Genomic DNA, 21,136 nt, shown 5'->3' on the forward strand with positions numbered 1-21,136 from the left:
AGGGCGTCATCCTCGGAGCCTGCTCTTTGCGCGGACGAAAAGGGCCGTCAACTGCTCAGCCAGCGCCCGGTTTACGGCGGGGATGTCCAGGAAGGCAGGGTCAAAAGGCACATCGGAACCGGTTATGTCGGCCACCCATGCAGCGTGTGCGGCGTGGTGAGGATGCGACGGTCGGCCAAGGCATCGATAAGTTCCTCACAGCCGGAGAAACCTCCGGAGTCTTCCAGCGGTCCCCGCCGGGCACCGTCGACCAGGCGGGCCAGCGGACTGTCGTCGTCCGCGGGCCGGCGGGAAACGAGCTCGAGCCGATGAAGCCAGCTGTCACCGAAGTCATACTCGTAGAACGCTTCCCCGAGCCCAGGGCCAGCAGCTGATCCAGGGAGCAATCCTCCTCAGGCCTGTCGCCCTGTTCCTCGCACTGCTGCCCGGGAAGCCACTGTGGGACTTCCGGGAATTCGCCGTCGGCCGGCCGCGTGGTCCCCCGGCCCGCCGCCCTGCGAGGTCAATCAGCTCGTGGTGTCCGCGGGCGCGGAGGCCTGGAACGCGTCCCACGCAGCGTAGCTGCCGTCCAGTTCGACGACGTCGTACCCGGCCCGGCGCAGGGCGCTGGCGGCGACGGAGTTCCGGACGCCGGACTGGCAGTAGGTGACGATGGTGCCTTCGGCGGGAAGCTCATCGAGGTGCCACATCAGGCGGCCGCCGCTGAGCTGGTGCGAGCCGGGGATATGCCCGGCGGTGTGCTCGGTCTTGTTCCGGACATCCACGACCATGGCGGCGTCAAAGCCGTGCAGGTCTTCGGGTTGGATCAGCTTCGGCGTAAAGGTGGGGAGTCCGTCGATGCTGGTTACGTAGCCGGCCATGTTGTCGATGCCTACACGGACAAGATGGTCCCACACGCCCTGCGCGGCTTCCTGGTCCTCAGCCAGCAGGACCAGCGGGTTCTTGTCCGTTTCCGGGTTAACGACCCAGGCGCCGTAGCTGGCAACGGACTTGCCGGCCGGAATGTTCAGCGAGCCGGTGACGGTGCCTTCGTGGACTTCGCTGCTGGGGCGGGTGTCGATGAAGGTCAGGGTGTCCTCGGCCAGGCCTGCAGCTACGATGCCGGTTGCGAGTTCGGGCAGCGGGGTCCGCTCACCCATCACGGCAGGTCCTTCGCGATTTTCGCGCTTCATCCGGCCGAAGTAGGCGTGGGCGTCGGGCTGGCCGTCGAGGAGTTCGTTGATGAAGCCCTGCTCGTCGTTCGCCGCGAGGTAGGGACCCCACCAGGAGTAGAGCCGCTCATAACCGACCGTGGATGACGGGATCGCGCCGAGGGCCTTGCCGCAGGCACTGCCGGCACCGTGGGCAGGATGAACCTGAATGTGATCGGGCAGGGTCAGGAACTTGTCCCGCAAGCTGGCAAAGAGCTGCCTGGCGCCTTCGAAGCGGGTGTCGACGCCGCCGGCGGCCTCGTCCAGAAGGTCCGGCCGACCCACGTCGCCCGAGAAGACGAAGTCGCCGGAGAGCAGGAAGCCGGGCAGGTCGCTGAACGCCCCGTCGGTCACCAGGAAGGACAGGTGCTCCGGGGTGTGACCCGGGGTGTGGACGGCCTGGATGCTGATGTTGCCGATGGTGATCTTGTCGCCGTCGTAGAGCCGTTCACCGTCGAATTCGTACTGCCAGTCCGGTCCGCCCTCGCCCGAGACGTAGATCTTCGCACCGGTGGCTGCGGCCAGTTCACGGGTGCCGGAGAGGTAGTCGGCGTGGATGTGGGTCTCGGTAACGGCCACAATCTTCATACCGTTCTTCTCAGCCAGTTCCTGATAGACCGCGATGTCGCGGCGGCCGTCCACAACAACCGCGGTGCCGTTGGCCTGGCAGCCGATCAGGTAGCTGGCCTGTGCGAGGTCTTCGTCGTAAATGCGCTCGATAAGCATGTAGTGATCTCCTTTGAGAAGAGGGTGGTAAGCGTGAATCAGGCGGGTCTGGGAACGTTGCGCCGGGTATTGCGCAGTGGGCAGGAGCTGATCAAGAACCAGCAGATTGCGACGGGGGCTGCGGTGAGCGCTGCGATTCCGGCGGCGATGAACCACTGCAGGTGGGCCGGTGCCTGCTGGATGAGGACAAAGCTTCCCATGGCAAGGACGAACCAGCCGAAAGCTTTGCGCAGTGCCGCTTCCGGGATCCGGCCGGCCAGCTTCGAGCCAATCAGACTGCCGACGATGGCGGCGGCGGTCACGCCGAGGGTGATCCCCCAGTCGGGCTGGACGGTGGTGAGGTAGCCGGCGAGCCCTGCGAACGATTTCATGGCGATGACCACCAGGGAGGTGCCCACGGCGACGGACATCGGCAGGCCGCCCAGGAGTGCCAGGGCCGGGACCACCAGGAATCCGCCGCCCGCGCCGACCAGGCCGGTGATGAGCCCGACGGCGGCGCCATCCAGCAGCACCCTGCCAAGGGGCAGCGCGTGCCTGACTGGCGCGGCGCCGTCGTCGTTCTTCTTTTTCCGTCCACGGAGCATTGCCACGGAGGTCGCCACCATCATGATGGCGAAGGCGATGAGCAGGATCTGGCCGGGAATGTGCCCGCCGAGCAGGCCGCCGGCGAACGCGCCGGCCATGCCCGCGGCGCCGAAAATCAGGCCGGTCCGCCACATCACCCTTCCCTCCCGGGCGTGGCTGAACACGCTGACCACGGAGGTAACGCCCACGACGAAGAGGGAGGCTGCGATGGCTTCCTTGGCCTCGAACCCGGCGACGTAGACCAGGATCGGGACGGTCAGGATGGATCCGCCGCCACCCAGAACGCCGAGCGAGAGCCCGATGACCACCGACAGGGCAAGGACCAGGGCCAGGGTGACGGTCATGACGCGTTGACCTCGGCCTTCACCCGGGCGTCAACGACGGGCAGGGTCAGGATGGCGCTTTCGCGCGTGGGTTCCTTGGTGGCCTTGTTCCACGGCATGGCTGAGAGGGCCTTACCCATGGCGCAGGTATTGGTGGCTGCGGAGAAGGTCAGTCCCGTGCCGATGGCACCGGCGAGCATGCGGATCTTCGGGGAGACGAACTTTCCGCCGGCCAGACCCAGGACCACCAGGGATCCTGCGGCGAGGCGGACCTGGCGCTCGAGGGCCCAGCGGTCCTTGCCCCTCACCACGTGCCCGCCGGCGGCAGCGAAGCCCGGCGCGCCGCCGGTCAGGACGTAGGCAGTGTCGATCCCGGCCTTGGCAAGACGCTGACGGGCCTGCTCGGCGCGCACCCCCGACTGGCAGACCAGGACAATGCGGGAGCCCAGTCGGGCGGCAAGCTCGTCGGTGTGCTCGGACAGCAGCGGCAGGGGCACGTTGTAGGAGCCGCGGATGTGCAGGGACTCGAACTCGGCGGCGGACCGGACATCGATCACCACGAGGTCCTGAAAGTTCTCGATCCAGCTGCGAAGGGTCTCGGGAGCAAGGGCGGTAACGGCTGGCGCGGTGGAAGGGGAAGTCATTGCTGGCCTCTCGGTGGGGTGGGGGGAAGGGTGGATACGCCACCGAGTATTGCAGATACCCCCTAGGGTATGCAAAACACCCGAGGGGGTATAGTTGAAGCCAATCCACCCAGCCTTTTTGGAGACTCCATGCAACTCGACCCAACTGAACTGACCCCCGTGGTCAACCGGCTCAAGCGCGCCCAGGGACAGCTAGCCGCTGTCACCCGCATGCTCGAGGAAGGCAAGGACTGCAAGGACATCGTCACGCAGCTGGCTGCCGTCTCGAAGGCCCTGGACAGGGCCGGCTTCGCCATCATCGCCACAGGGCTCGAGCAATGCATCGTCCGCGAAGACACCACGATGGACAAAAAAGAGCTGGAAAAGCTCTTCCTCTCCCTTGCGTGACCAGTCCTTCGTCTCCCAGAACACGGCTACTAACGCCAACTTCACAACGGCGGACGTACTGGAAATGAAGTACACCCCAACATGACGTCAGGAGACCCTCGAAATAACTGTTAGATAAGGGCCGGTGTAGCCGTTTCCGGACAATGCTTCCGGAAACTCAAAGACCCCACCCTGACACCTTCGGCATGGACATCCTCGACGGCAGGACAACAAGGGGGCCAGACATTCATCCGCTCCCCCCATGTCGTTGACAGCACCAACGCCCCAACTTAGGCTCCTGCCATTGTGAGCCACGGAAGCGGAGGAACAGCGCCATGAACGAGGACAACGGGCAGTTACGGGATCAGCTGGGCCGCCTCGGCTTTGGCGGCACCGGAGTGGGCAATCTGTACCGCGCCATTTCTGACGAGCAGGCGGCCGCAACGGTGGAATCGGCGTGGGACGCCGGCATCCGCTACTTCGATACAGCGCCGCATTACGGGCTCGGCCTGTCCGAGCGGCGGATCGGCGAGGTCCTGACCCGGAAACCGCGGAAAGACTTCATTCTCTCCACGAAGGTGGGCAGGGTCCTCGTCCCATCACCCGCAACCAGGGACACGAAGGATCCGGAAGGCTTTGACGTGCCCGCTGAACTGCGGCGCGAATGGGATCCCTCCGAGGCAGGAGTGCGGCGCAGCATCGAGCAGTCGCTGGAACGGCTGGGCTTGGACCACATCGACATCGCCTACCTGCACGATCCCGACGTGTACAGCATGGAAGATGCCGTGAAGTCTGCCCTTCCAGCCCTGGAGAAGCTTCGCGCTGAAGGGCTGGTCCGGGCCATAGGCGTCGGCACCAACACCGCCGGCGCCGCCCTGCAGTGCGTGGAAGCGGCCAGCCTGGATCTCCTGATGCTGGCCGGCAGGTTCACTATGCTGGAACAGCCCGGCTCGGACGGCCGTCCCGGTGAGGGACTGCTTGACCGTTGCCAGGAGTTGGGCACCGGGGTGGTGAGCGTGGGCGTCTACAACTCCGGCATCCTGGCCAAGCCCGAGTTGCCTTCCGATGCGCATTACAACTACTCCCAGGCCCCCGCAGAAATCCTGGACCGGGCCCGCAAACTGGCAGCCATCTGCAAAGAACACGGTGTTGAACTTCCCACCGCCGCCATCCAGTTCCCCTTCCGCCACCCAGCAGTCGTCAACGTCACCGTCGGCGCCAGCAGGCCGGCGCAGATCAGCGAAAGCGCCAAACGCATGTCCATCGAGGTCCCCGAGGCGCTGTGGCAGGACCTGCAGGAGCGGGGCCTGATCCCGGCCTAAGCCTGTTCCCCGCGCACGGCAACACGGGTTCCCGCACTCCCTCCTTCTAAAAACACATCCCTTGTTTAAACTCACCGCGGCTTCTAAAGTTAGGTTACCTACATAATTCGCGCTTTCACGGTCAGCTTCTTCCTCAGGCTGGGAGACGACAAGCAGGATTTCGCTACCGTCCCCTTCATCCTCAGCCTCGCGGGCTACGCCATCGTGGGCGCCTCCGGCTACCTCGGCGGCAAACTTGCCTATCACTACGGTGTGAGAGGGGCTGACGAAAAGACGCAGAGCCAAGGATTTCTTTAAAAATCCGAGGATACGGCAGTAAACCGCCGGGCTAGGATGGTGGCGTAAGTCCGTCACCGCGATGCGGGCGGATTCCGACCGAAGGGAGAATCACCATGGGTTTGGACGACAAGATCGGTAACGCAGCCGAGAAGCTGGGCGGCAAGGGCAAGGAAGCCGCCGGAGAAGCTACGGGCGACGAGAGCCTGAGGGCCGAAGGCCAGGGCGACCAGGCCAAAGGCGACCTGAAGCAGGCCGGAGAAAAAGTGAAAGACGCATTCAAGAAAGACTGATTTCCCATCATGGGAAGGGCGTCGCTCCAACCGGAGCGGCGCCCTTCTTTGCTGTGGCCCGGCAATCTCCCCAGACTCCACCGGCCATCTTTCTCCTAAGTGGAGTCCTTGCCGTTAACGAGTACTGACTACTCGTGTCCACGTGGCTCAAGCCATTTAGTCTTTTCAACAGCGGGGAAAGCAAATCCCGCTACTGGCTCTCAGCCCCTAGATTTCCCGGCATATTTGCCGGGAACCAGGCTGGGGCCGGCGACGTTGGTGTCCGTCTGAGACCGCGGGCACCTCCCCCAGCCGTCGCCGGCCCCACTCACCTTGCAGCGGTTAGGTGACAGCGGGCCCACCGGGAGCGCATTACAGCACCGGACAGGTCGCACCTCACGAACCGCGCCCCTCGCAGGTTCACGTCAAAAACCCGGCACGCGGCACGTCATCGGATCCGCTGAAGATTGCCATGCCGGCAAATCTTCCAGCTGGAGCCATGGACAGCAAGGACGAGCGAGTCCCGCAATTGGGTGATGGGAAGCCCCTGCGCGAGTCATGCTCCAGCGCAGGGGCTTCCCTTGTGCTTCCGCTTTGGGGGAAAAGTTGGAAGCACCTAAGAATCTACCGGCTGGTAACTACCGGAAAGCCGGGTTGGGCCGTTTGCCGCAAATCTTGAGTGAACCTTGAGCCGGCGACGGCAGCAGCAAGCCGCGGGGCTTCAGTCCGTCTCCGGCCCGTCGGTTGCCTCCGGGTCCTCTTCCGGTTCGAAGGTGTTCGGCTCCGCATCCGCACCGATGCCGACGCCATCCTCCCCGCCGGGAACACCGCCGTCGTCCTTGCCCTTGCTGGCCGTGGCGCCTTCCTGCAGCTCGTCGTCGGGCAGTGAATCTGGTGAGTTGATGGTCATTGCTCCTCCTTCAGTGGCCGGGCCTCCACGCTAACAGCACCCGGCGCGAAAGGAGCGGACAAAGCCAAAGAATTTAGGGCCGACGGCGGACCGGGGCCGCCGCTTTCAGGATGACGTCCAGCCCGGGCCGGCTTCCGGGCCAGTGCCTTTCGAGGGCCTCGGGCCCGGCCCGCTTGAGCACCGACCGCAGCACCAGGGCCACAATGACCGCATCGTCCGCGTAGCCAATCACCGGAATGAAGTCCGGCACCAGGTCAATGGGCGAGAGCAGGTAGGCAAGCAGCAGCACCAGCCGCACCCTCACTCCGACGGCGAGGGTCCGGTCCGCGGCCAGCCTCCTGATGAGCCGGAGCAGGTCCGGCAGCAGCCGCAGCGCGTCCTTCATGGTGACGGTCTCGGGATGGCGGCGCGCGTACCACCACAGAAGGAGGAGCAGCACGGCGTACGCCAGCAGCAATCCGGCCGCAATTCCGGCGACCATCTCCCAGGACATCCGCACCTCCCTGCGTGGCGCGCCGGGTGAGGCTCCGGCTCCTGGACGAGCGTACTCCAGTTGCTCCGGCTCAAGATCGGGGTAGCCTTTCCGGGAAACCCACCATTGAGGAGCAAACAATGGATTACCGTGTTCTGGGCCGTACCGGCCTCTCCGTCTCAGCCATCTGTGTGGGCACCAGCTCCTTGGGCAGCCACCCTGCTCCGCGCGGGACGGACACCGCCGTCGCAACCATCCGCCGCGTCCTGGAAAGCCCCTTCAACTTCATCGACACCTCCAACGAGTACGGCGACGGCGGCAACAGCGAGAAGCGGATCGGCCAGGCCCTTGCCGAGGCCGGTAGCCTCCCGGAAGGCTTCGTTGTGGCCACTAAAGTTGACCCCATCCGCGGGACCAACGACTTCTCCGGGGACCGCGTCCGCCGCTCCGTGGAGGAAAGCCTCGAGCGGCTCGGCATGGACCGGCTGCAGCTGGTCTACCTGCACGATCCGGAAAAGATCACCTTCGAGGAAGGCACCAGGGAGGGCGGGCCGCTGGAGGCGCTGGTTGATTTGCGGGACCAGGGCGTCATCGGGCACCTGGGCGTGGCGGGCGGGCCAATCGACCTGGAGCTGAAGTACCTGGCCACGGACCTGTTCGACGTCGTCATCAGCCACAACCGCTACACCCTGGTGGACCAGACCGCCGAGCCCCTGATCCAGGACGCGATGGCACGCGGGGTGGCGTTCATCAATGCCGCACCTTTTGGCGGTGGCATGCTGGTGAAGGGGCCCGACGCCGCGCCCAACTACTGCTACCGCCCGGCAAGTCCGGCGATCATCGCCCGGGTCCGGAAAATGGAGGCGCTCTGTGCCGAGTATTCCGTGCCGCTGGCGGCCGCTGCCCTGCAGTTCTCCATCCGCGATCCTCGGGTCAGCTCCACCATCGTGGGCATGTCCGAACCCGGCCGCGTTGAGGAAGCGCTGCAGCTGGCCAGCACGAAAATTCCCGAGGATTTCTGGGACAGGATCCTGCCCCTTGCTGCAGCTGGAACCGGGGAACTGGGCTAGCGGGCACTTCCACGAGCCAAGTTTTGGGGTCACGGATCTGCTACATTGCGGAACAAAACAGCACACAATTCTCCCAAAACATCTTGACCGCTCACGTTGCACACTGTTACAAAGGTTGTAACGCCGGTACATCACATCCCCCTCCGGCGAGCCCCGGTTCGAATCAAGCAGCACCGTTGGGCCCACTTTTTGAATCGATACAAGAACACGACGCCGTGGTCCCTGCTCCACCGTCATCGAAGGAGATGAACGTGACCGAAAGTCCCAGCCTGCGCAACACGTCCGGCAAGCCCACTCGAAAAACCCTTGCCTGTTGCCTTGCGGCTGCGGCGCTGGTGAGCGGCGCAGGACTCAGCGTGTCCGCACCTGCCGCCCACGCTGAGCCCAGCAACTACCTCTTTGACTTCGGCAGCGGACCGATTGAAGAGGGCTACATCGGGGTCAACGCCACCGACGTGTACAGCCCCGAGAAGCGTTACGGCTTCAAAACGCCCGAGCACATGGCCAACGTTCCCGCAAAGGGAACCGGGGCAGGGAGCGACGCGGTCCGCTTCCTGCAATTCGGGACCAAGAGCGCCAACACCTTTGATGTGGACCTGAAGGAAGGCCTGTACAAGGTGTCCGTCACCCTCGGTGACACCTCCCGCGCGAGCATTGCGGCCGAGGGCGTCTTCCAGGAGATGAACCTGACCGGAAACGGTGCCACGGCTTCCTTCGAGATTCCCGTAACTGATGGCCAGTTGAACCTGCTGGTCACCGAAGGCAAGGTTGGCACGGCCTTCACGCTGAGCGCACTGGAAATCGAAAAGGTGTCCCGCCATTCGGAGATGGACCCGACCATTTGGGTGGGCGGGGATTCTACAGTTGCCAGCTACTACCCCCTGGAGACCAGCGTGCAGGGCGGCTGGGGCCAGATGCTCCCGCAGTTTGTTGACCCGGAAGCCTTCGACATCCGGAACATTGCAACCGGCGGACAAATCGCCCGCGGCTTCCGCAACGACGGTCAACTGGAAGCCATCCTGCAGTACATCAAGCCGGGCGACCTGTTCCTGCTGGAGATGGGCATCAACGACACTGCTGCCAAGAACGCCACCACCGAGGCGGAGTTTAAGGAGATCATGCGGGACATGGTCCGGCAGGTGGCAGCCACCGGAGCGACGCCCGTCCTGGTTACGCCGCAGGGCCGGGCAACGGACTTCGTTGACGGCGTCCACTCCTCGGTGAACCGCTGGTACCGCAACTCCACTATTGCCCTGGCACAGGAGGAGGGCATCCCCCTGGTTGACCTGAACGTCCTGTCATCCAGCTACTTCACCGAGATTGGTCCGCAGGCGACGCTGGCCCTGTTCATGACCGGTGACACCCTGCACCCCAACCGTGCCGGTGCCATTGAACTGGCACGGCTCGTGGCGGAGGACCTGGCCCGCCAGGGCCTCTAACCGAGCAGGAAGCGACGGCGGGATGCGGCCGGGAGCTTGCATCCCGCCGTCGTGATTTCAGCCCTCCGTCCCAAGGGCCGGAGCCAAGGGGCCGGGCAGCGGCGCCTGCAAACCGGCCGCCGCCCCCTGCGAGCGCCCCGGTCAGGGAATGAGGTTGTCCGCCCGGTAGCGGTCGAAAAGTGCGATGAAGGCATCGAGCGTCCGGCGGTAGCCGGTAAACCCGGCATCCCGGCTCTTGCCCATGTCTGTCACTACCTCGATGTTGCGCCCCAGGTCGCCGTCCGTGTGCCACCAAGAGGCGACCCGGTCCAGCTCCGGCTCACTGAGGTTATGGCGCCGGGCCAGTTCCCGCCACTGGTCCTCCCGCCCTGCCATCGACTGCTCGAGCGGCCGGGGCTCCCCCTGGTACCCCTCCCACTCCACGCCAAAGTAGGCTGCCAGCTTCGGCCACATCCAGCGCCAGCGGAACACGTCGCCGTTGACGATATTAAAGGCCTCGTTTGCAGCCTGCGGTGCGGTGGCTGCCCAGAGCATGTGCTCGGCGAGCAGGCCCGCCTCGGTCATGTCGGTCAGGCCGTTCCACTGCGTCTCGGACCCGGGAAAAACGAACGGCTCCCCACGCTCCCTGCAAAGGGTGGCCTGGGCGGCGAGGGTAAGGCCCATGTTCATGGTGTTGCCTACCGCATGCCCGATCACCGTGTGCGCACGGTGCACGGACCAGGTGAACCCCTGCTCCGCCGCCGCGGCCCAGAGCTCATCCTCCTGCGCGTAGTAAAAGTTCGGCACCGGCAGGCGCGGCTCCTCCTCGTGGAAGGGCGTGTCCGCCATCTCTCCCGCTGCGTATGCCTCGAAGGGTCCGAGGTAATGCTTAAGGCCGGTCATCAGGGCGACGTGGGCTACGTCCTTGCCGCGGAGTGCAGCGAGCAGGTCACGGACCATGCCGGCATTGACGGTGATGTTCTCTTCTTCCGTGTCGCGCCGGGACCACGCCGTGAAAAAGACGTGCGAGGGATTCTCCGGGCCGAGCACGCTGGCCAGGGATGCAGCCGAGGTCAGGTCTGCCGATAACCACCGAACCCCGGCGCGCTCCGCTCCGGACCTGCGGGACAGCGCAAGGACATCCCAGCCTTCGCCTGCCAAGGTGTCCACCAGGGCGGATCCTGCGATGCCGGTGGCTCCCACCACGAGAGCCGTACGCCCCGTACTTCTTGTTGTTCCTGTTCCGATGGTCATGGTCCTCCTCATGGTGTGCTGCTCCTGCCATTGGGGACAAGCCCGCGTCCCGGAGAGATATTCCTGCGTGCCATCATCCACTCCCCTATTGACGCTCCAACGTGACGCCCGCTACAGTTGACCCAGTTATACGAATAACTATGCGATTTACCACCGGCCCGAGGAGGTGCCCATGGCTGGATCACGGCCAAAGTCAGGACCGACAATGCACGACGTCGCTGCTGCCGCCGGCGTCTCGCAGGCCACCGTATCCCTGGTGCTGAACTCGGCCTCAGGCTCGCGGTTCTCCGAGGATACGCGCCGGAAGGTCCGAGACGCAGTTAAGCAGCTGGGCTACCGCACCAACGCCCACGCCAAGACACTTCGCGAAGGCGTGGCCGGGATGATCGGCTTCATCGGCGACACCGTTGCAACCACTCCTTTTGCCGGCGCCATCATCGAAGGCGCGCAGCAGCGGGCGTGGGAAGACGGACTCCTCCTGCTGACGGTCAACACGGGCGGGGACAAGGAGCTTGAGGCCGCGTCGCTGGACACAATGCTCTCCTACAAGGTTGCAGGAGTGGTTTACGCCGGCATGTACCACCGCCGCCTGGATGTTCCGGAGGCCCTGACCGGCGTCCGGTCCGTGGTGCTGAACTCACAGGATCGGGCAGGAAGGGTTGCCAGTGTCGCGCCGGACGAAGTCACCGGCGGATATGCGGCCACCCAGCGGCTGCTCGAGGCCGGGCATTCCCGGATCGCGCTGATCAATATTGAGACCCTCGAAAGCGGGCTGCCGGCCGCCGTCGGACGCTACGACGGCTACCGGAAAGCACTTGGGGAAGCCGGACTGGAACTGGATCCGGACCTGGTCCGCTTCGGCAGTGGCGGCGAGGAAGACGGCTACAAGTACGCGATGGAGCTGTTGACCTCCAGCAACCCGCCCACCGCGATCTTCTGCGCCAACGACCGCGGCGCCTGGGGCGCCTACCAGGCCGTCTCTGACCTGCGCCTTTCAATCCCTGGCGACGTGTCCATTGTGGGCTTTGATAATCAGGCAACGTTGGCGCCGTTCCTGCGGCCGGGCCTGACCACCTTTGAATTGCCGTTCGTCGCCATGGGCCGGCGCGCGGTTGAACTGATCCTCCAGGATGCGGAACCCGATGGCCGGGTCGAGCTCATGGACTGCCCTCTGATCGAACGGAACTCAGTGACCCGTCCCAAGGAGACGCCATGAGCCGCACCATCCCGGCCCGACACGGCAGTCCAGCCGCGGCACCGCTGCCGCAGCGGAAAAATTCTCTTTCGCTCCGCCTCAAGAGAATTTCCCGCGCCTGGCAGTTATACGTATTACTAGCACCGGCCGTTATCTACATCCTGGTCTTCAAGTACTGGCCGATGTACGGCGTGCAGATAGCGTTCAAGAACTACAACCCGGTGGACGGCTTCACGGACAGCCCCTGGGTGGGCCTGACCCACTTCATCAGGTTCGTGAACTCCTACCAGTTCGGCCAGGTGGTCGGAAACACCCTGTGGATCGCCATCCTCGGCCTGCTGGTGGCCTTCCCCATCCCGATCATCCTCGCGCTGCTGGTCAACCAGCTTCAAAGCGAGAGGTTCAAGAAGTTCACCCAGACTGTGCTCTACTCGCCCGCGTTCATCTCCACCGTTGTGGTGGTGGGCATCATGTTCGTCCTCCTCTCACCCCGGTCCGGGCTGGTGAACAACGCCATCCAGCTTGCCGGCGGGGAGCCTGTGTTCTTTATGGGCTCCGCGGAGTGGTTCCGGCCCGTGTACGTGATCTCGGATGTGTGGCAGAACGCCGGCTTCTCGATGATTGTTTACCTGGCGGCCCTGGCAGCCATCGATCCTGCGTTGCATGACGCGGCCAAGGTGGACGGCGCCTCGAAGCTTCAGCGCATCCGGCACATCGACCTGCCCGGCATCATGCCGGTGGTGACCATCCTGTTCATCCTGGCCATCGGCAACCTGCTCAACGTCGGTTTTGAGAAGGCGCTGCTGATGCAGACGCCGCTGAACATCGCATCCTCGGAAATCATCCAGACGTACGTCTACCACGCGGGCCTGCAGCAGGCGCAGTTCAGCTACTCGGCCGCTATCGGCCTGTTCAACTCCCTCCTCAACCTGGCGCTGCTGCTCGTTTTCAACACGATTGCGCGCCGGGCCAACCAAGCGACCCTGTGGTGATGCCGATATGTCTCTGACAACCAACCCCCGCACTACCGACACCCCGAACCGGACCGTCAGCCAGGTCCGCCCCAAGCAATCGCTGCGGGCCAGGTACGGCGACCGCGCCTTCGGCATCGCCGCCACAGCCGTCCTCGTGCTGTCCATCCTGGCCGTGGTGTATCCGCTGTACTTCATCGTGATCGCCTCCATCAGCGACCCGAACGCCGTCTACGAAGGAAAGGTCTGGCTCCTCCCCTCGGGCATCACCACCGAAGGGTACGAGCGCATCTTCGCGGACAGCAGGATCTGGAATGGCCTGGGCAACACCGTTGTCTACACAGTGCTCGGCACGGCCGTCAGCGTCAGCACGATCCTCTGCGGCGCCTACGCCCTGTCCCGCAAGGACATGCCGGGCCGGAAATTCCTGATGCTCCTGTTCGTCATCACCATGTTCTTCGACGGCGGACTCATCACCAAGTACCTGGTGGTCCGCGACCTGGGCATGCTCGACACCGTCTGGGCAGTTGTCCTGCCCGGCGCCGTGGGTGTGTGGAACCTGATCATCGCAAGGTCGTTCTTTGAACACACCATTCCGAACGAACTGCGCGAAGCCGCCCAGATGGACGGGGCAACCGACTTCAAGTTCTTCTTCAAGATGGTGCTGCCCCTGTCCAAACCGCTGATCATGCTCATGATCATGATCCACGTGGTGGCGCAGTGGAACTCGTTCTTCGACGCACTGATCTTCCTCAATGACGACACCAAATACCCGCTGCAGCTAGTCCTGCGCAACATCCTCATCCAGTCAGATGTCTCATCCACCGGTACCACCGGCGGAGACATCGAATCCTATGCCGCAGCGCAGCGGATCGCAGAGCTCACCAAGTACGCCATGATCGTCGTCTCGAGCCTGCCCCTCATGATTGCCCTGCCATTCATGCAGAAGCACTTCACCAAGGGCGCCATGATCGGCGCCGTCAAATAGCTCCTATTCCCGCCCCGGCAACCGCCGTCGGGCAGCAACAGCACCTCCCACCTGGGAACACCCCACCTCGGAACAACTACACCTCAGATAAGGAATGACCATGGCATTCAGCCGCAAATACGCCGTCCTCGGCGCCGTCCTGGCCGGAACGTTGACGTTCACCGCCTGCTCCGGCGGCGGCTCGGGCACCACGGAGATCAAAGACGCCTCCGCTGACTTCGGTTTCCAGGAAACAGGCTTCCCGATCGTCAGCAAGAAACTTGACCTGACCTTCTCCGGCACCAAAACCGCACTGGCCCCGGACTACAACACCATGACCGTGGTGCAGGAATGGGAAAAGGCCACCAACATCCGCGTCAACTGGGAGAACCTGCCCGAGACGGTCTTCCAGGAAAAGAAGAACCTCATCCTGGCCAGCGGTGACCTGCCCGATGCGTTCTTCAACACCGGCCTGACCGACGCCGAGATCGCCACGTACTCCGCCAGCGGCACCCTCATCCCGCTCGAGGGCCTGATCGAAAAGAACGCCCCCAACCTCTCCAAGCTGCTCTCCGAACGGCCTGACATCAAGGCAGCCATCACCTCCTCGGACGGGCACATCTACTCGCTGCCCTCCATCGAAGAACTCGGCCTGGTCCAGTTCCCCCACGAACTCGCCATCAACACCTCCTGGCTGAAAAAACTCAACATCCCGATGCCGAAGACCGTGGACGAGTTCCACGATGCTTTGCTGGCGTTCAAGACCCAGGACGCGTCCGGGACCGGCAAGACCATCCCGCTGAGCTTTATGCCCGGATCCTGGTGCGGGGACATCGTGGACCTTATCGCTGCCCTCGGCGGCGTGCCGGACAACATGGACCACCGCATTGTCCAGGACGACAAGGTCATCTTCACCGCCACCCAGGACGGCTACAAAAAGGCGATCCAGACCCTGCACGAGTGGTACCAGGAAGGCCTGATTGACCCTGAGTCCTTCTCGCAGGACGACAAGGCGTACCTGGCAAAGGGCAAGGCCGCCACCGAAAATCTCGGCTCCTTTGTCTGGTGGGAAATCCCCGAAATGGTCGGCGCGGACCGCGCCGCCGACTACGCCCTGGTCCCCGTGCTGGAAGGCGTGGACGGCAAGAGGATCGCCAGCCAGGCCAACAACCAGGAAATCGCCCGCGGCGCCTTCGCCATCACCCGGAACAACAAATACCCGGCGGCCACCATGCGCTGGGCCGACAACCTCTACGACCCCATCCAGTCCGCACAGGCCAACTGGGGACCGATCGGCGAGACCCTGCAAAGGGACGCCAGCGGCCTGCTGACCCAGATCCCGGCCCCGGCCGGAACCAGCGAAGGTGAACGCCGCCAAAAGGTCGCTCCCGGCGGTCCGAAGGCAAACACCGCTGAGAACTTCACCACGGTGGTTGCCCCGGAACCGCGGGCAGCGGAACGCCAGAAGACCGTGGAGGAACTCTACAAGCCCTTGGCCGGCAACGACGGTTACCCTCCGGTGGCCCTGTCCAACGAGGAACTCCAGCAGATCAGCACCATCCAGACCGATGTCACGTCCCTGGTGAAGCAGAACATGGCCAAGTGGATCGTCTCCGGAGGAATCGAGCAGGAATGGGACGGCTACGTCTCCCAGCTCAAGAACGTCGGAGTCGACAAGATGATCGAGGTCTACCAGCAGGCCTACGACCGCTACAAAAAGAACTCCTAACACCCAAAAACGGGTGGGGGCCGGCGCTTCCCGCGCCGGCCCCCACCCGCCCCGCTCACCCCCCTGCCGGTACTCCCACGGGACCCGCAGAGACCACACCTGCCAAGAAATGAGACGCCACCTTCATGATTGCCGCGACCGCCACGACAGCCGAGACCTTCCGGCCGGCCCTGCATTATGCCGCCCGGAACACCTGGCTCAATGACCCCAACGGCCTGATTTTCCATGACGGCGTCTACCACCTCTACTACCAGAACAACCCATCCAAATAGACGTAAAGTGTGGTCAGGAGAGTGTTTAGTTGCGAGTTCACAACCCCGGCTTAACACTCTCCGCCCTACTTTAAAAGCTCCCGCGCCCCGCCACGGCAATAGGACTTACTCATCTAGTCTCCCCACGCGACCAGCGTCAGGGAATGCGGCGACCCGGCAAGTGGATCGTGTCGGTGCCTGCTTAACCGCCTGCAGCCGCCACCTCAACCTGTACCCCCGCGTCACGGAACTTCTGCACCTGCTCAGGGTCGGCGCCGTCGTCCGTCACCAGGGTCCAGGGCAGCGCCAGCCGCGCCCACGCGTGGAAGGGCCTAAGCCCTAGCTTGGACGAATCGGCCAGCACGTAGACTTCCCGCCCGCGCCGGGCCATGAGTTCCTTGAGGCGGGTCTGGGCGTGGTCGGCCTCGCAGATGCCGTCCTCGGCGGTGACGGCGTCGGCACCCAGGAACACGCGGTCGAAGCTCATCCGCTCCAGCGCCGCCTCGGCCAGCGGTCCCACAAAACTTTGCGAAACGCTCCGCAGCCGGCCGCCCAGGCAGTCGACCTCTATGCCCTCGGACTCGGCGAGTTCCTGCATGGTGTTGATGCCCGGCGTGGTCACGGACAGCTTCTCGAACCCGCGCAGTTCGTGGGCCAAAGCGCCTACGGTGGAGCCGGCGTCGAGCAGGATGTTCTCCCCGGGCCGGATCACGGACGCCGCCCAGCGGGCGATGGCGTGTTTCTGCTCGAACGCCTCGCCGGTGCGCTGCCTTAGCGACGCCTCCGGGTGCGCGCCCAGCGCCATGGCGCCGCCGTAGGTGCGGGCCAGCCGGCCCTGCCCGTTCAGGAGGGCCAAGTCCCGGCGAATGGTGGACGCCGTCACCTCGAACCGGGCGGACAGTTCCTCCACGGAGGCGAGGCCGGTGGTCACGGCAAGGTGGTAGATCTCCTCGCGCCGCGCGTTTGCGCTGAGCATTCCCGGTCTCCTTCCCGTGGCAGTGGTAACCATGCTAGTTCCGGCTCTCGACGAGACCCCGCAGCAACGCCTACACGGCGACGGCGGGCCGCGTGGCCATCTCCGCCGCCTGGTGCAGTGCCTCCACCATGGACCGGGAATCGGCGATGGCCTTGCCGGCGATGTCGAAGGCGGTGCCATGGTCCACGGAGGTGCGGATTACCGGCAGGCCCACCGTGATGTTCACCCCGGCTTCGATGCCCAGCACCTTCACCGGGCCGTGGCCCTGGTCGTGGTACATGGCCACCACTAGGTCGTAGTCGCCCCGGCCGGCCAGGAAGAACAGCGTGTCCGCCGGCAGCGGGCCCACCGCGTTGATCCCGTCCGCCTGCGCCGCTTTCACACCCGGCTCGATCTTCTCCGCTTCCTCGCCCTGGCCGAACAGGCCGTTCTCGCCAGCATGCGGGTTGATGGCGCACACGCCGATCTTCGGGTTCGGGATGCCGGCCCGGACCAGCGCCTCGTGGCCGCGGCGGATGGTGCGCTCCACCAGGTCCGGGTTGATCTTGCGGATGGCATCCATCAGCCCGATGTGCGTGGTCACGTGGATCACCCGGATCTTGGGTGTGGAGAGCATCATGGACACTTCCTCCGTGCCCGTCAGGTGTGCCAGAAGCTCCGTGTGCCCGGGAAAGATGTGTCCGGCGGAGTGCAGCGCCTCCTTGTTCAGCGGCGCAGTGCAGATGGCCTGCACCTTCCCGGCCATAGCCAGCTCGCTGGCCACCCGGATGTACTCGTACGCGGCGTGCCCGGCCACAGGGGAGAGCTGCCCCCACGCCAGGTCCTCCGGCAGCAGCGCCAGGTCGATCACGTTCACCCGGCCCGGCGTGAACACGGCATCCTCCACGTTTTCGATGCTTTGGATGTCCGCCTCGATGCCCAGGACGTCAGCGGCCTGGCGCAGGCGCAGCGCGTCGCCGATCACCACGGGTCGGCATTCGGCGTTGCTTTGCGGATCCAGCACGGCGGCCACCACCACCTCCGGCCCCACCCCGGCGCCGTCGCCCATGGTCACGGCCACGTAGGGGAGTTCGTTCTGCTCGGTCTTGGTCACTGCGGCGGTTGTCATGTCTGCTCCAGATGGTTGGTCTAGCGGGGAAAGGGTGTTGGCGGGCGCCTGCACGGACTGGCCGCGGCGCTCCCGGATTTCGTCGTAAAGCTGTAGAAGGGCGAGGTCATCGCCAAAGCTGCCGGGCTTGGTGCCCACCAGCGTCCCGTCATCGGCGCGGCTGAGCACCGCGCCGTGCTGCACCGCTGCGAGCGGCACCAGGCGTTGGTGGCCGACGGCGTCCAGGACTTCCCGGGCCGTCTCACCGCCGGTGAGTATCAGGTCCGCCTCCAGTCCTTTTGCTACCTTGGCGGCGAAGGAGGAGAGGGCCTGCACGATGCTGGCGGCGCGTGCCGGATCCACTTTTCCTGCCGCCAGAGTGACGGCCACGTCGGTGCCCGCGGCCAGAGCCACCCTTGCTTCCTGCAGCTGAGGTCCGTAAGCACCAGTGGCGCCGGCATACTGCGGGTGAAGCCTGATGACTTCGAAGCCGCGGCCCTCCAGCTCAGCCAGCTGCGCCTGGGCAGTTTTGGATGCGGAGCCGACGACGGCGAGCACCGGCCTTGCGGTTGCCTGCGGTTCTGTGGCGGTTGCGTTCGTTTCTGCCGCAACTTGCGCATTTCGCGCAACTTGTGCAGCCAGCCGTTGCGCGAGCACGTCAGCGGTTCCACCGGTGCCTACCAACACAATCCGCCGGCCACCGGCCTGGAAGTCCAGCTCTAGCAGGGCGTCCACCACCTGCTCCAGGTCCTGAACCGTTTCGCCATCAGCAACCACCAGTTGCGGCCGGTCAGAGGCCAACAATGCGGACAGCTCCCTAGCCAGCGAGCCCGACCGGACCTCGGCCAGATCCAGGGTCTGCACTGAGGCCGGATCTTCCGGCCGGAGCAGCGACGGAACGTCCGCCGGCGGGGCCGAAAGCTCGGCCTGCCACAGGTCCGTTTCCGCCAGGGGAGTGCCGGCCATCAGCGGCCGGCCATTCACGACGGAGCGCTGAAGCTGGGGGAGTGCCCCGGCAACAACAGCATGAAAACCAAGGCTAATCAGCGCGGAAACTTCGGCCCGCACGTTGCCGCGCCACAGGGAGTCCATCTTCTTGAACATCACCTGCGCACCCGCAGCGTCGGGACCCGAAAAGGCGGCCTTCGCCAACGCCTCGGCGGCGGCCTCGGCAAGCCCGCGCGAATGCGTATCCGCGACCACCACATCGGTGGCCGGCCGGATGAAGGAGGCTTCGCCGTCGTGCGTTGTTGAAGCGCTGCCCGTTCCGAGCAGAACCTGCGCGGAGAGCCCGTGCTGGACAAAGCAGTAGCCAACCTCGGCGGCGCCGGAGAAATCGTCGGCCTGCACAAATACGGAAGCCACGTTGCTCCTCTCGTCCGTAGTCGACTCGAACCCCGCTCAAGTGCGGGATGCTTTCAAACATTCTGACACGGTTGCGTGAATCACGCTAGAGGGGTTGCGCAATTTGCGCAGGAGTGGCACAGTGATGGACACAACATTCGGCGCAGCCATCCGGCCGGCAGCCGTCCCCGATCTACCGAGAGGTCAACGATGACCGTTCTTCCTCAAGGAAGTGAGATTTCCCGCCGCCGCCTGCTGCAGTTCGGCGCGGCTGCAGGGTTTCTGCTGGGCACCGGCAGCCTCGCCGGCTGTGCCGGCCCCACCGGACTGCCGGGACCCAGCACCCTGACCCTGGCCCTCAACCGGTCGCTGGTCAGCCTGGACAACAAGCTCAACCAGTTCGACGCCGCCGTCACCGTCCAGCGCGCCGTCCGCCAGGGCCTCACCGCCATCGGCCCCGAAACCAAGCCCATCCTGGTCCTCGCCGAGCGCTTCGAGATGACCGGCCCCACCGAATGGACCGTCACGCTGCGTGAAGGCATCCGCTACTCGGACAACAGCCCCGTGCAGGTGGAGGACATCGCCACCGCGCTGAAGATGTACCAGCAAGTGCAGGGCTCGTTCGTGGCAGGCTTCTTCCCCGAATTCCCCGAGGTTGTCCCGGTGGATGACCGCACCTTCAAGATGGTGTCCCAGAAGCCCATCCCCATCCTGGACTCGCTCATGAGCATGATCCTGATTACCCCGGCCGCGCAGAACAAGCCGGAGGAACTGCAGGAAGGCGTGGGCACCGGCCCGTACGTGGTCACCAAATTCAACCGCGGCGCCGGCACCTACAGCCTGGCCCGCAACGAGAACTACTGGGGCCCGGCGCCCGAGGTGGACAACGTGGAAGTCCGGTTCCTTCCCGAGGAATCCAGCCGCGTGATCGCCCTGCGCAGCGGCGAGGTGGACGTCATCGACTCCATCACGCCCGACTCCCGCGAACAGCTCGCCGGACTTCCCGGCGTCGAACTCCAGGAAGCGTCCAGCCTCCGCCTGAACCAGATCTTCTTCAACTTCCGCAAGCCCGCCGGCCACCCGCTGGCCGATCCCCGCGTGCGCCAGGCACTGAGCATGGCCATCGACGGCGAGGCGCTGGTCCGCGACGTGCTGGTGGACTCTGTCACCCAGGCCGAGGGCGTCACACCCTCCAGCCTCACCGGCTACTACAAGACCGGTGAGTACGTTTACGATCCCGAGAAGGCTAAGGCCACCCTCGCCGAGCTCGGCGTCAAGGACCTCACGCTGAAGATCATCTGGGAAACCGGCGAGTTCGCCTCCGACACCTCCGTGATGGAGGCCCTGGTGGAAATGTTCGGCAACATCGGTGTGAAGGCCGAACTGCAGCAGTTCGAACCCGGCGGCAACATCCTGGCCTGGCGTCAGGGCAAGCAGGGCGACTGGGACCTCCTCGGCAACGGCTACCCCAGCCCCACCGGCCTGGCCATCACCATGCTGCAGGGCATGTACTCCGGCACGCCGGAGAAGGAAGCCACCCGCGACACCTACCAGGGCTACGTGATCCCCGAGGTCACCGCCAAGATCCAGGCCGCGTCCGCCGAAGCGGACCCGGCCCGCCGGACGGGACTGCTAAACGACGCACAGCAGGCTGTATGGGACACCTGGCCCTGCGCCTGGGCGTTCGTCCCCAAGTCCGTCCTCGCCCACCGGGAGCGGGTGTCCAACATCAACCTGGCACCCACCAACTCCTACCCCCTCGTTGATGTCCGGCTGGAGGCCTAAGCC

General features: G+C 64.8%; 20 protein-coding genes and 2 pseudogenes. 12 read left to right on the forward strand and 10 right to left on the reverse strand.

Going from position 1 to position 21,136, the window contains the following annotated elements:
• Positions 1–122: 122 nt before the first annotated feature.
• The 4 genes from M8J71_RS01420 to M8J71_RS01435 form a co-directional block, all read right to left on the reverse strand.
• Positions 123–386: a plasmid pRiA4b ORF-3 family protein gene (locus tag M8J71_RS01420; protein ID WP_256246232.1), complete on the reverse strand. Its 264-nt coding sequence runs from the start codon at positions 384–386 to the stop codon at positions 123–125.
• 120 nt (positions 387–506) lie between these two features.
• Positions 507–1,916 carry an MBL fold metallo-hydrolase gene (locus M8J71_RS01425; RefSeq protein ID WP_256246233.1) on the reverse strand — a complete coding sequence of 470 codons (1,410 nt, stop codon included), beginning with the start codon at positions 1,914–1,916 and terminating at the stop codon, positions 507–509.
• 38 nt (positions 1,917–1,954) lie between these two features.
• Positions 1,955–2,845 carry a sulfite exporter TauE/SafE family protein gene (locus M8J71_RS01430; RefSeq protein ID WP_256246234.1) on the reverse strand — a complete coding sequence of 297 codons (891 nt, stop codon included), beginning with the start codon at positions 2,843–2,845 and terminating at the stop codon, positions 1,955–1,957.
• Positions 2,842–3,468 (reverse strand): rhodanese-like domain-containing protein, encoded by a 627-nt coding sequence (locus M8J71_RS01435; RefSeq protein WP_256246235.1) that lies wholly within the window; start codon positions 3,466–3,468, stop codon positions 2,842–2,844. The genes M8J71_RS01430 and M8J71_RS01435 overlap by 4 nt, the downstream gene beginning before the upstream one ends.
• A gap of 129 nt (positions 3,469–3,597) precedes the next feature.
• On the opposite strand from M8J71_RS01435, the gene M8J71_RS01440 reads away from it, so the two are divergent.
• The 4 genes from M8J71_RS01440 to M8J71_RS01450 all read left to right on the forward strand — a co-directional run bounded on the left by M8J71_RS01440 (position 3,598) and on the right by M8J71_RS01450 (position 5,725).
• Complete coding sequence (locus M8J71_RS01440; protein WP_256246236.1) at positions 3,598–3,855, forward strand: metal-sensitive transcriptional regulator; 258 nt, start codon at positions 3,598–3,600, stop codon at positions 3,853–3,855.
• Between the two features lie 314 nt (positions 3,856–4,169).
• Positions 4,170–5,156, forward strand: coding sequence for an aldo/keto reductase (locus M8J71_RS01445; protein WP_256246237.1), 987 nt, complete (start codon positions 4,170–4,172; stop codon positions 5,154–5,156).
• A gap of 105 nt (positions 5,157–5,261) precedes the next feature.
• Positions 5,262–5,453, forward strand: a complete 192-nt coding sequence (locus tag M8J71_RS23545; RefSeq protein ID WP_374114793.1) for a DUF2231 domain-containing protein — start codon at positions 5,262–5,264, stop codon at positions 5,451–5,453.
• A 95-nt stretch (positions 5,454–5,548) separates the two neighbouring features.
• Positions 5,549–5,725, forward strand: a complete 177-nt coding sequence (locus tag M8J71_RS01450; protein WP_163165952.1) for a CsbD family protein — start codon at positions 5,549–5,551, stop codon at positions 5,723–5,725.
• A 307-nt stretch (positions 5,726–6,032) separates the two neighbouring features.
• Here M8J71_RS01450 and M8J71_RS23550 read toward each other — a convergent pair whose 3' ends face one another.
• From M8J71_RS23550 to M8J71_RS23555, 3 genes and pseudogenes are all read right to left on the reverse strand, one after another.
• Entirely contained in the window at positions 6,033–6,128 is a 96-nt protein-coding gene (locus tag M8J71_RS23550) for a pentapeptide repeat-containing protein (RefSeq protein ID WP_374114790.1), read from the reverse strand.
• Between the two features lie 297 nt (positions 6,129–6,425).
• Positions 6,426–6,614, reverse strand: a complete 189-nt coding sequence (locus tag M8J71_RS01455) for a hypothetical protein (protein ID WP_256246238.1) — start codon at positions 6,612–6,614, stop codon at positions 6,426–6,428.
• A gap of 192 nt (positions 6,615–6,806) precedes the next feature.
• Positions 6,807–6,888, reverse strand: a pseudogene (locus M8J71_RS23555) (YkvA family protein); the annotation flags it as partial.
• Positions 6,889–7,226: 338 nt separating this feature from the next.
• Here M8J71_RS23555 and M8J71_RS01465 point away from each other — a divergent pair.
• Positions 7,227–8,156 (forward strand): aldo/keto reductase, encoded by a 930-nt coding sequence (locus M8J71_RS01465; RefSeq protein ID WP_256246240.1) that lies wholly within the window; start codon positions 7,227–7,229, stop codon positions 8,154–8,156.
• A 251-nt stretch (positions 8,157–8,407) separates the two neighbouring features.
• Complete coding sequence (locus tag M8J71_RS01470; protein ID WP_256246241.1) at positions 8,408–9,595, forward strand: rhamnogalacturonan acetylesterase; 1,188 nt, start codon at positions 8,408–8,410, stop codon at positions 9,593–9,595.
• Positions 9,596–9,736: 141 nt separating this feature from the next.
• Here M8J71_RS01470 and M8J71_RS01475 read toward each other — a convergent pair whose 3' ends face one another.
• Positions 9,737–10,828, reverse strand: coding sequence for an SDR family oxidoreductase (locus M8J71_RS01475; RefSeq protein ID WP_256246242.1), 1,092 nt, complete (start codon positions 10,826–10,828; stop codon positions 9,737–9,739).
• A gap of 172 nt (positions 10,829–11,000) precedes the next feature.
• Between M8J71_RS01475 and M8J71_RS01480 the strand changes: the two genes are divergently transcribed.
• The 5 genes and pseudogenes from M8J71_RS01480 to M8J71_RS01500 all read left to right on the forward strand — a co-directional run.
• Positions 11,001–12,044, forward strand: coding sequence for a LacI family DNA-binding transcriptional regulator (locus M8J71_RS01480; RefSeq protein WP_256246243.1), 1,044 nt, complete (start codon positions 11,001–11,003; stop codon positions 12,042–12,044).
• Positions 12,041–13,015, forward strand: a complete 975-nt coding sequence (locus M8J71_RS01485; protein ID WP_256246244.1) for an ABC transporter permease — start codon at positions 12,041–12,043, stop codon at positions 13,013–13,015. Before M8J71_RS01480 ends, M8J71_RS01485 begins: the two co-directional genes overlap by 4 nt.
• A gap of 7 nt (positions 13,016–13,022) precedes the next feature.
• Positions 13,023–13,982 carry a carbohydrate ABC transporter permease gene (locus tag M8J71_RS01490; protein ID WP_256246245.1) on the forward strand — a complete coding sequence of 320 codons (960 nt, stop codon included), beginning with the start codon at positions 13,023–13,025 and terminating at the stop codon, positions 13,980–13,982.
• Positions 13,983–14,082: 100 nt separating this feature from the next.
• Positions 14,083–15,690 (forward strand): ABC transporter substrate-binding protein, encoded by a 1,608-nt coding sequence (locus M8J71_RS01495; RefSeq protein ID WP_256246246.1) that lies wholly within the window; start codon positions 14,083–14,085, stop codon positions 15,688–15,690.
• Positions 15,691–15,815: 125 nt separating this feature from the next.
• Positions 15,816–15,953 (forward strand): annotated as a pseudogene (locus M8J71_RS01500) (hypothetical protein); the annotation flags it as partial.
• Positions 15,954–16,143: 190 nt separating this feature from the next.
• Here the strand turns inward: M8J71_RS01500 and M8J71_RS01505 are convergent.
• On the reverse strand, positions 16,144–16,917 hold the full coding sequence (locus M8J71_RS01505; protein ID WP_256246247.1) for a DeoR/GlpR family DNA-binding transcription regulator: 774 nt from the start codon (positions 16,915–16,917) through the stop codon (positions 16,144–16,146).
• 70 nt (positions 16,918–16,987) lie between these two features.
• A complete protein-coding gene (gene pdxA / locus M8J71_RS23415) occupies positions 16,988–19,369 on the reverse strand; it encodes a 4-hydroxythreonine-4-phosphate dehydrogenase PdxA (RefSeq protein WP_256246248.1) in 2,382 nt (793 codons plus the stop codon).
• 189 nt (positions 19,370–19,558) lie between these two features.
• Between pdxA and M8J71_RS01515 the strand changes: the two genes are divergently transcribed.
• Positions 19,559–21,133, forward strand: coding sequence for an ABC transporter substrate-binding protein (locus tag M8J71_RS01515; RefSeq protein WP_256246249.1), 1,575 nt, complete (start codon positions 19,559–19,561; stop codon positions 21,131–21,133).
• The last annotated feature ends 3 nt before the right edge of the window (positions 21,134–21,136 follow it).

The organism is Pseudarthrobacter sp. R1, from assembly GCF_024494415.1.
Taxonomy (GTDB): domain Bacteria; phylum Actinomycetota; class Actinomycetes; order Actinomycetales; family Micrococcaceae; genus Arthrobacter.

Excerpts from the sequence above, each read along its gene's own strand:
- M8J71_RS01425 (WP_256246233.1), bottom strand. The coding sequence starts at position 1,916 with ATGCTTATCGAGCGCATTTACGACGAAGACCTCGCACAGGCCAGCTAC.
- M8J71_RS01430 (WP_256246234.1), bottom strand. The coding sequence starts at position 2,845 with ATGACCGTCACCCTGGCCCTGGTCCTTGCCCTGTCGGTGGTCATCGGG.
- M8J71_RS01435 (WP_256246235.1), bottom strand. The coding sequence starts at position 3,468 with ATGACTTCCCCTTCCACCGCGCCAGCCGTTACCGCCCTTGCTCCCGAG.
- M8J71_RS01440 (WP_256246236.1), top strand. The coding sequence starts at position 3,598 with ATGCAACTCGACCCAACTGAACTGACCCCCGTGGTCAACCGGCTCAAG.
- M8J71_RS01445 (WP_256246237.1), top strand. The coding sequence starts at position 4,170 with ATGAACGAGGACAACGGGCAGTTACGGGATCAGCTGGGCCGCCTCGGC.
- M8J71_RS01450 (WP_163165952.1), top strand. The coding sequence starts at position 5,549 with ATGGGTTTGGACGACAAGATCGGTAACGCAGCCGAGAAGCTGGGCGGC.
- M8J71_RS01455 (WP_256246238.1), bottom strand. The coding sequence starts at position 6,614 with ATGACCATCAACTCACCAGATTCACTGCCCGACGACGAGCTGCAGGAA.
- M8J71_RS01465 (WP_256246240.1), top strand. The coding sequence starts at position 7,227 with ATGGATTACCGTGTTCTGGGCCGTACCGGCCTCTCCGTCTCAGCCATC.
- M8J71_RS01475 (WP_256246242.1), bottom strand. The coding sequence starts at position 10,828 with ATGACCATCGGAACAGGAACAACAAGAAGTACGGGGCGTACGGCTCTC.
- M8J71_RS01480 (WP_256246243.1), top strand. The coding sequence starts at position 11,001 with ATGGCTGGATCACGGCCAAAGTCAGGACCGACAATGCACGACGTCGCT.
- M8J71_RS01485 (WP_256246244.1), top strand. The coding sequence starts at position 12,041 with ATGAGCCGCACCATCCCGGCCCGACACGGCAGTCCAGCCGCGGCACCG.
- M8J71_RS01490 (WP_256246245.1), top strand. The coding sequence starts at position 13,023 with ATGTCTCTGACAACCAACCCCCGCACTACCGACACCCCGAACCGGACC.
- M8J71_RS01495 (WP_256246246.1), top strand. The coding sequence starts at position 14,083 with ATGGCATTCAGCCGCAAATACGCCGTCCTCGGCGCCGTCCTGGCCGGA.
- M8J71_RS01505 (WP_256246247.1), bottom strand. The coding sequence starts at position 16,917 with ATGCTCAGCGCAAACGCGCGGCGCGAGGAGATCTACCACCTTGCCGTG.
- M8J71_RS01515 (WP_256246249.1), top strand. The coding sequence starts at position 19,559 with ATGACCGTTCTTCCTCAAGGAAGTGAGATTTCCCGCCGCCGCCTGCTG.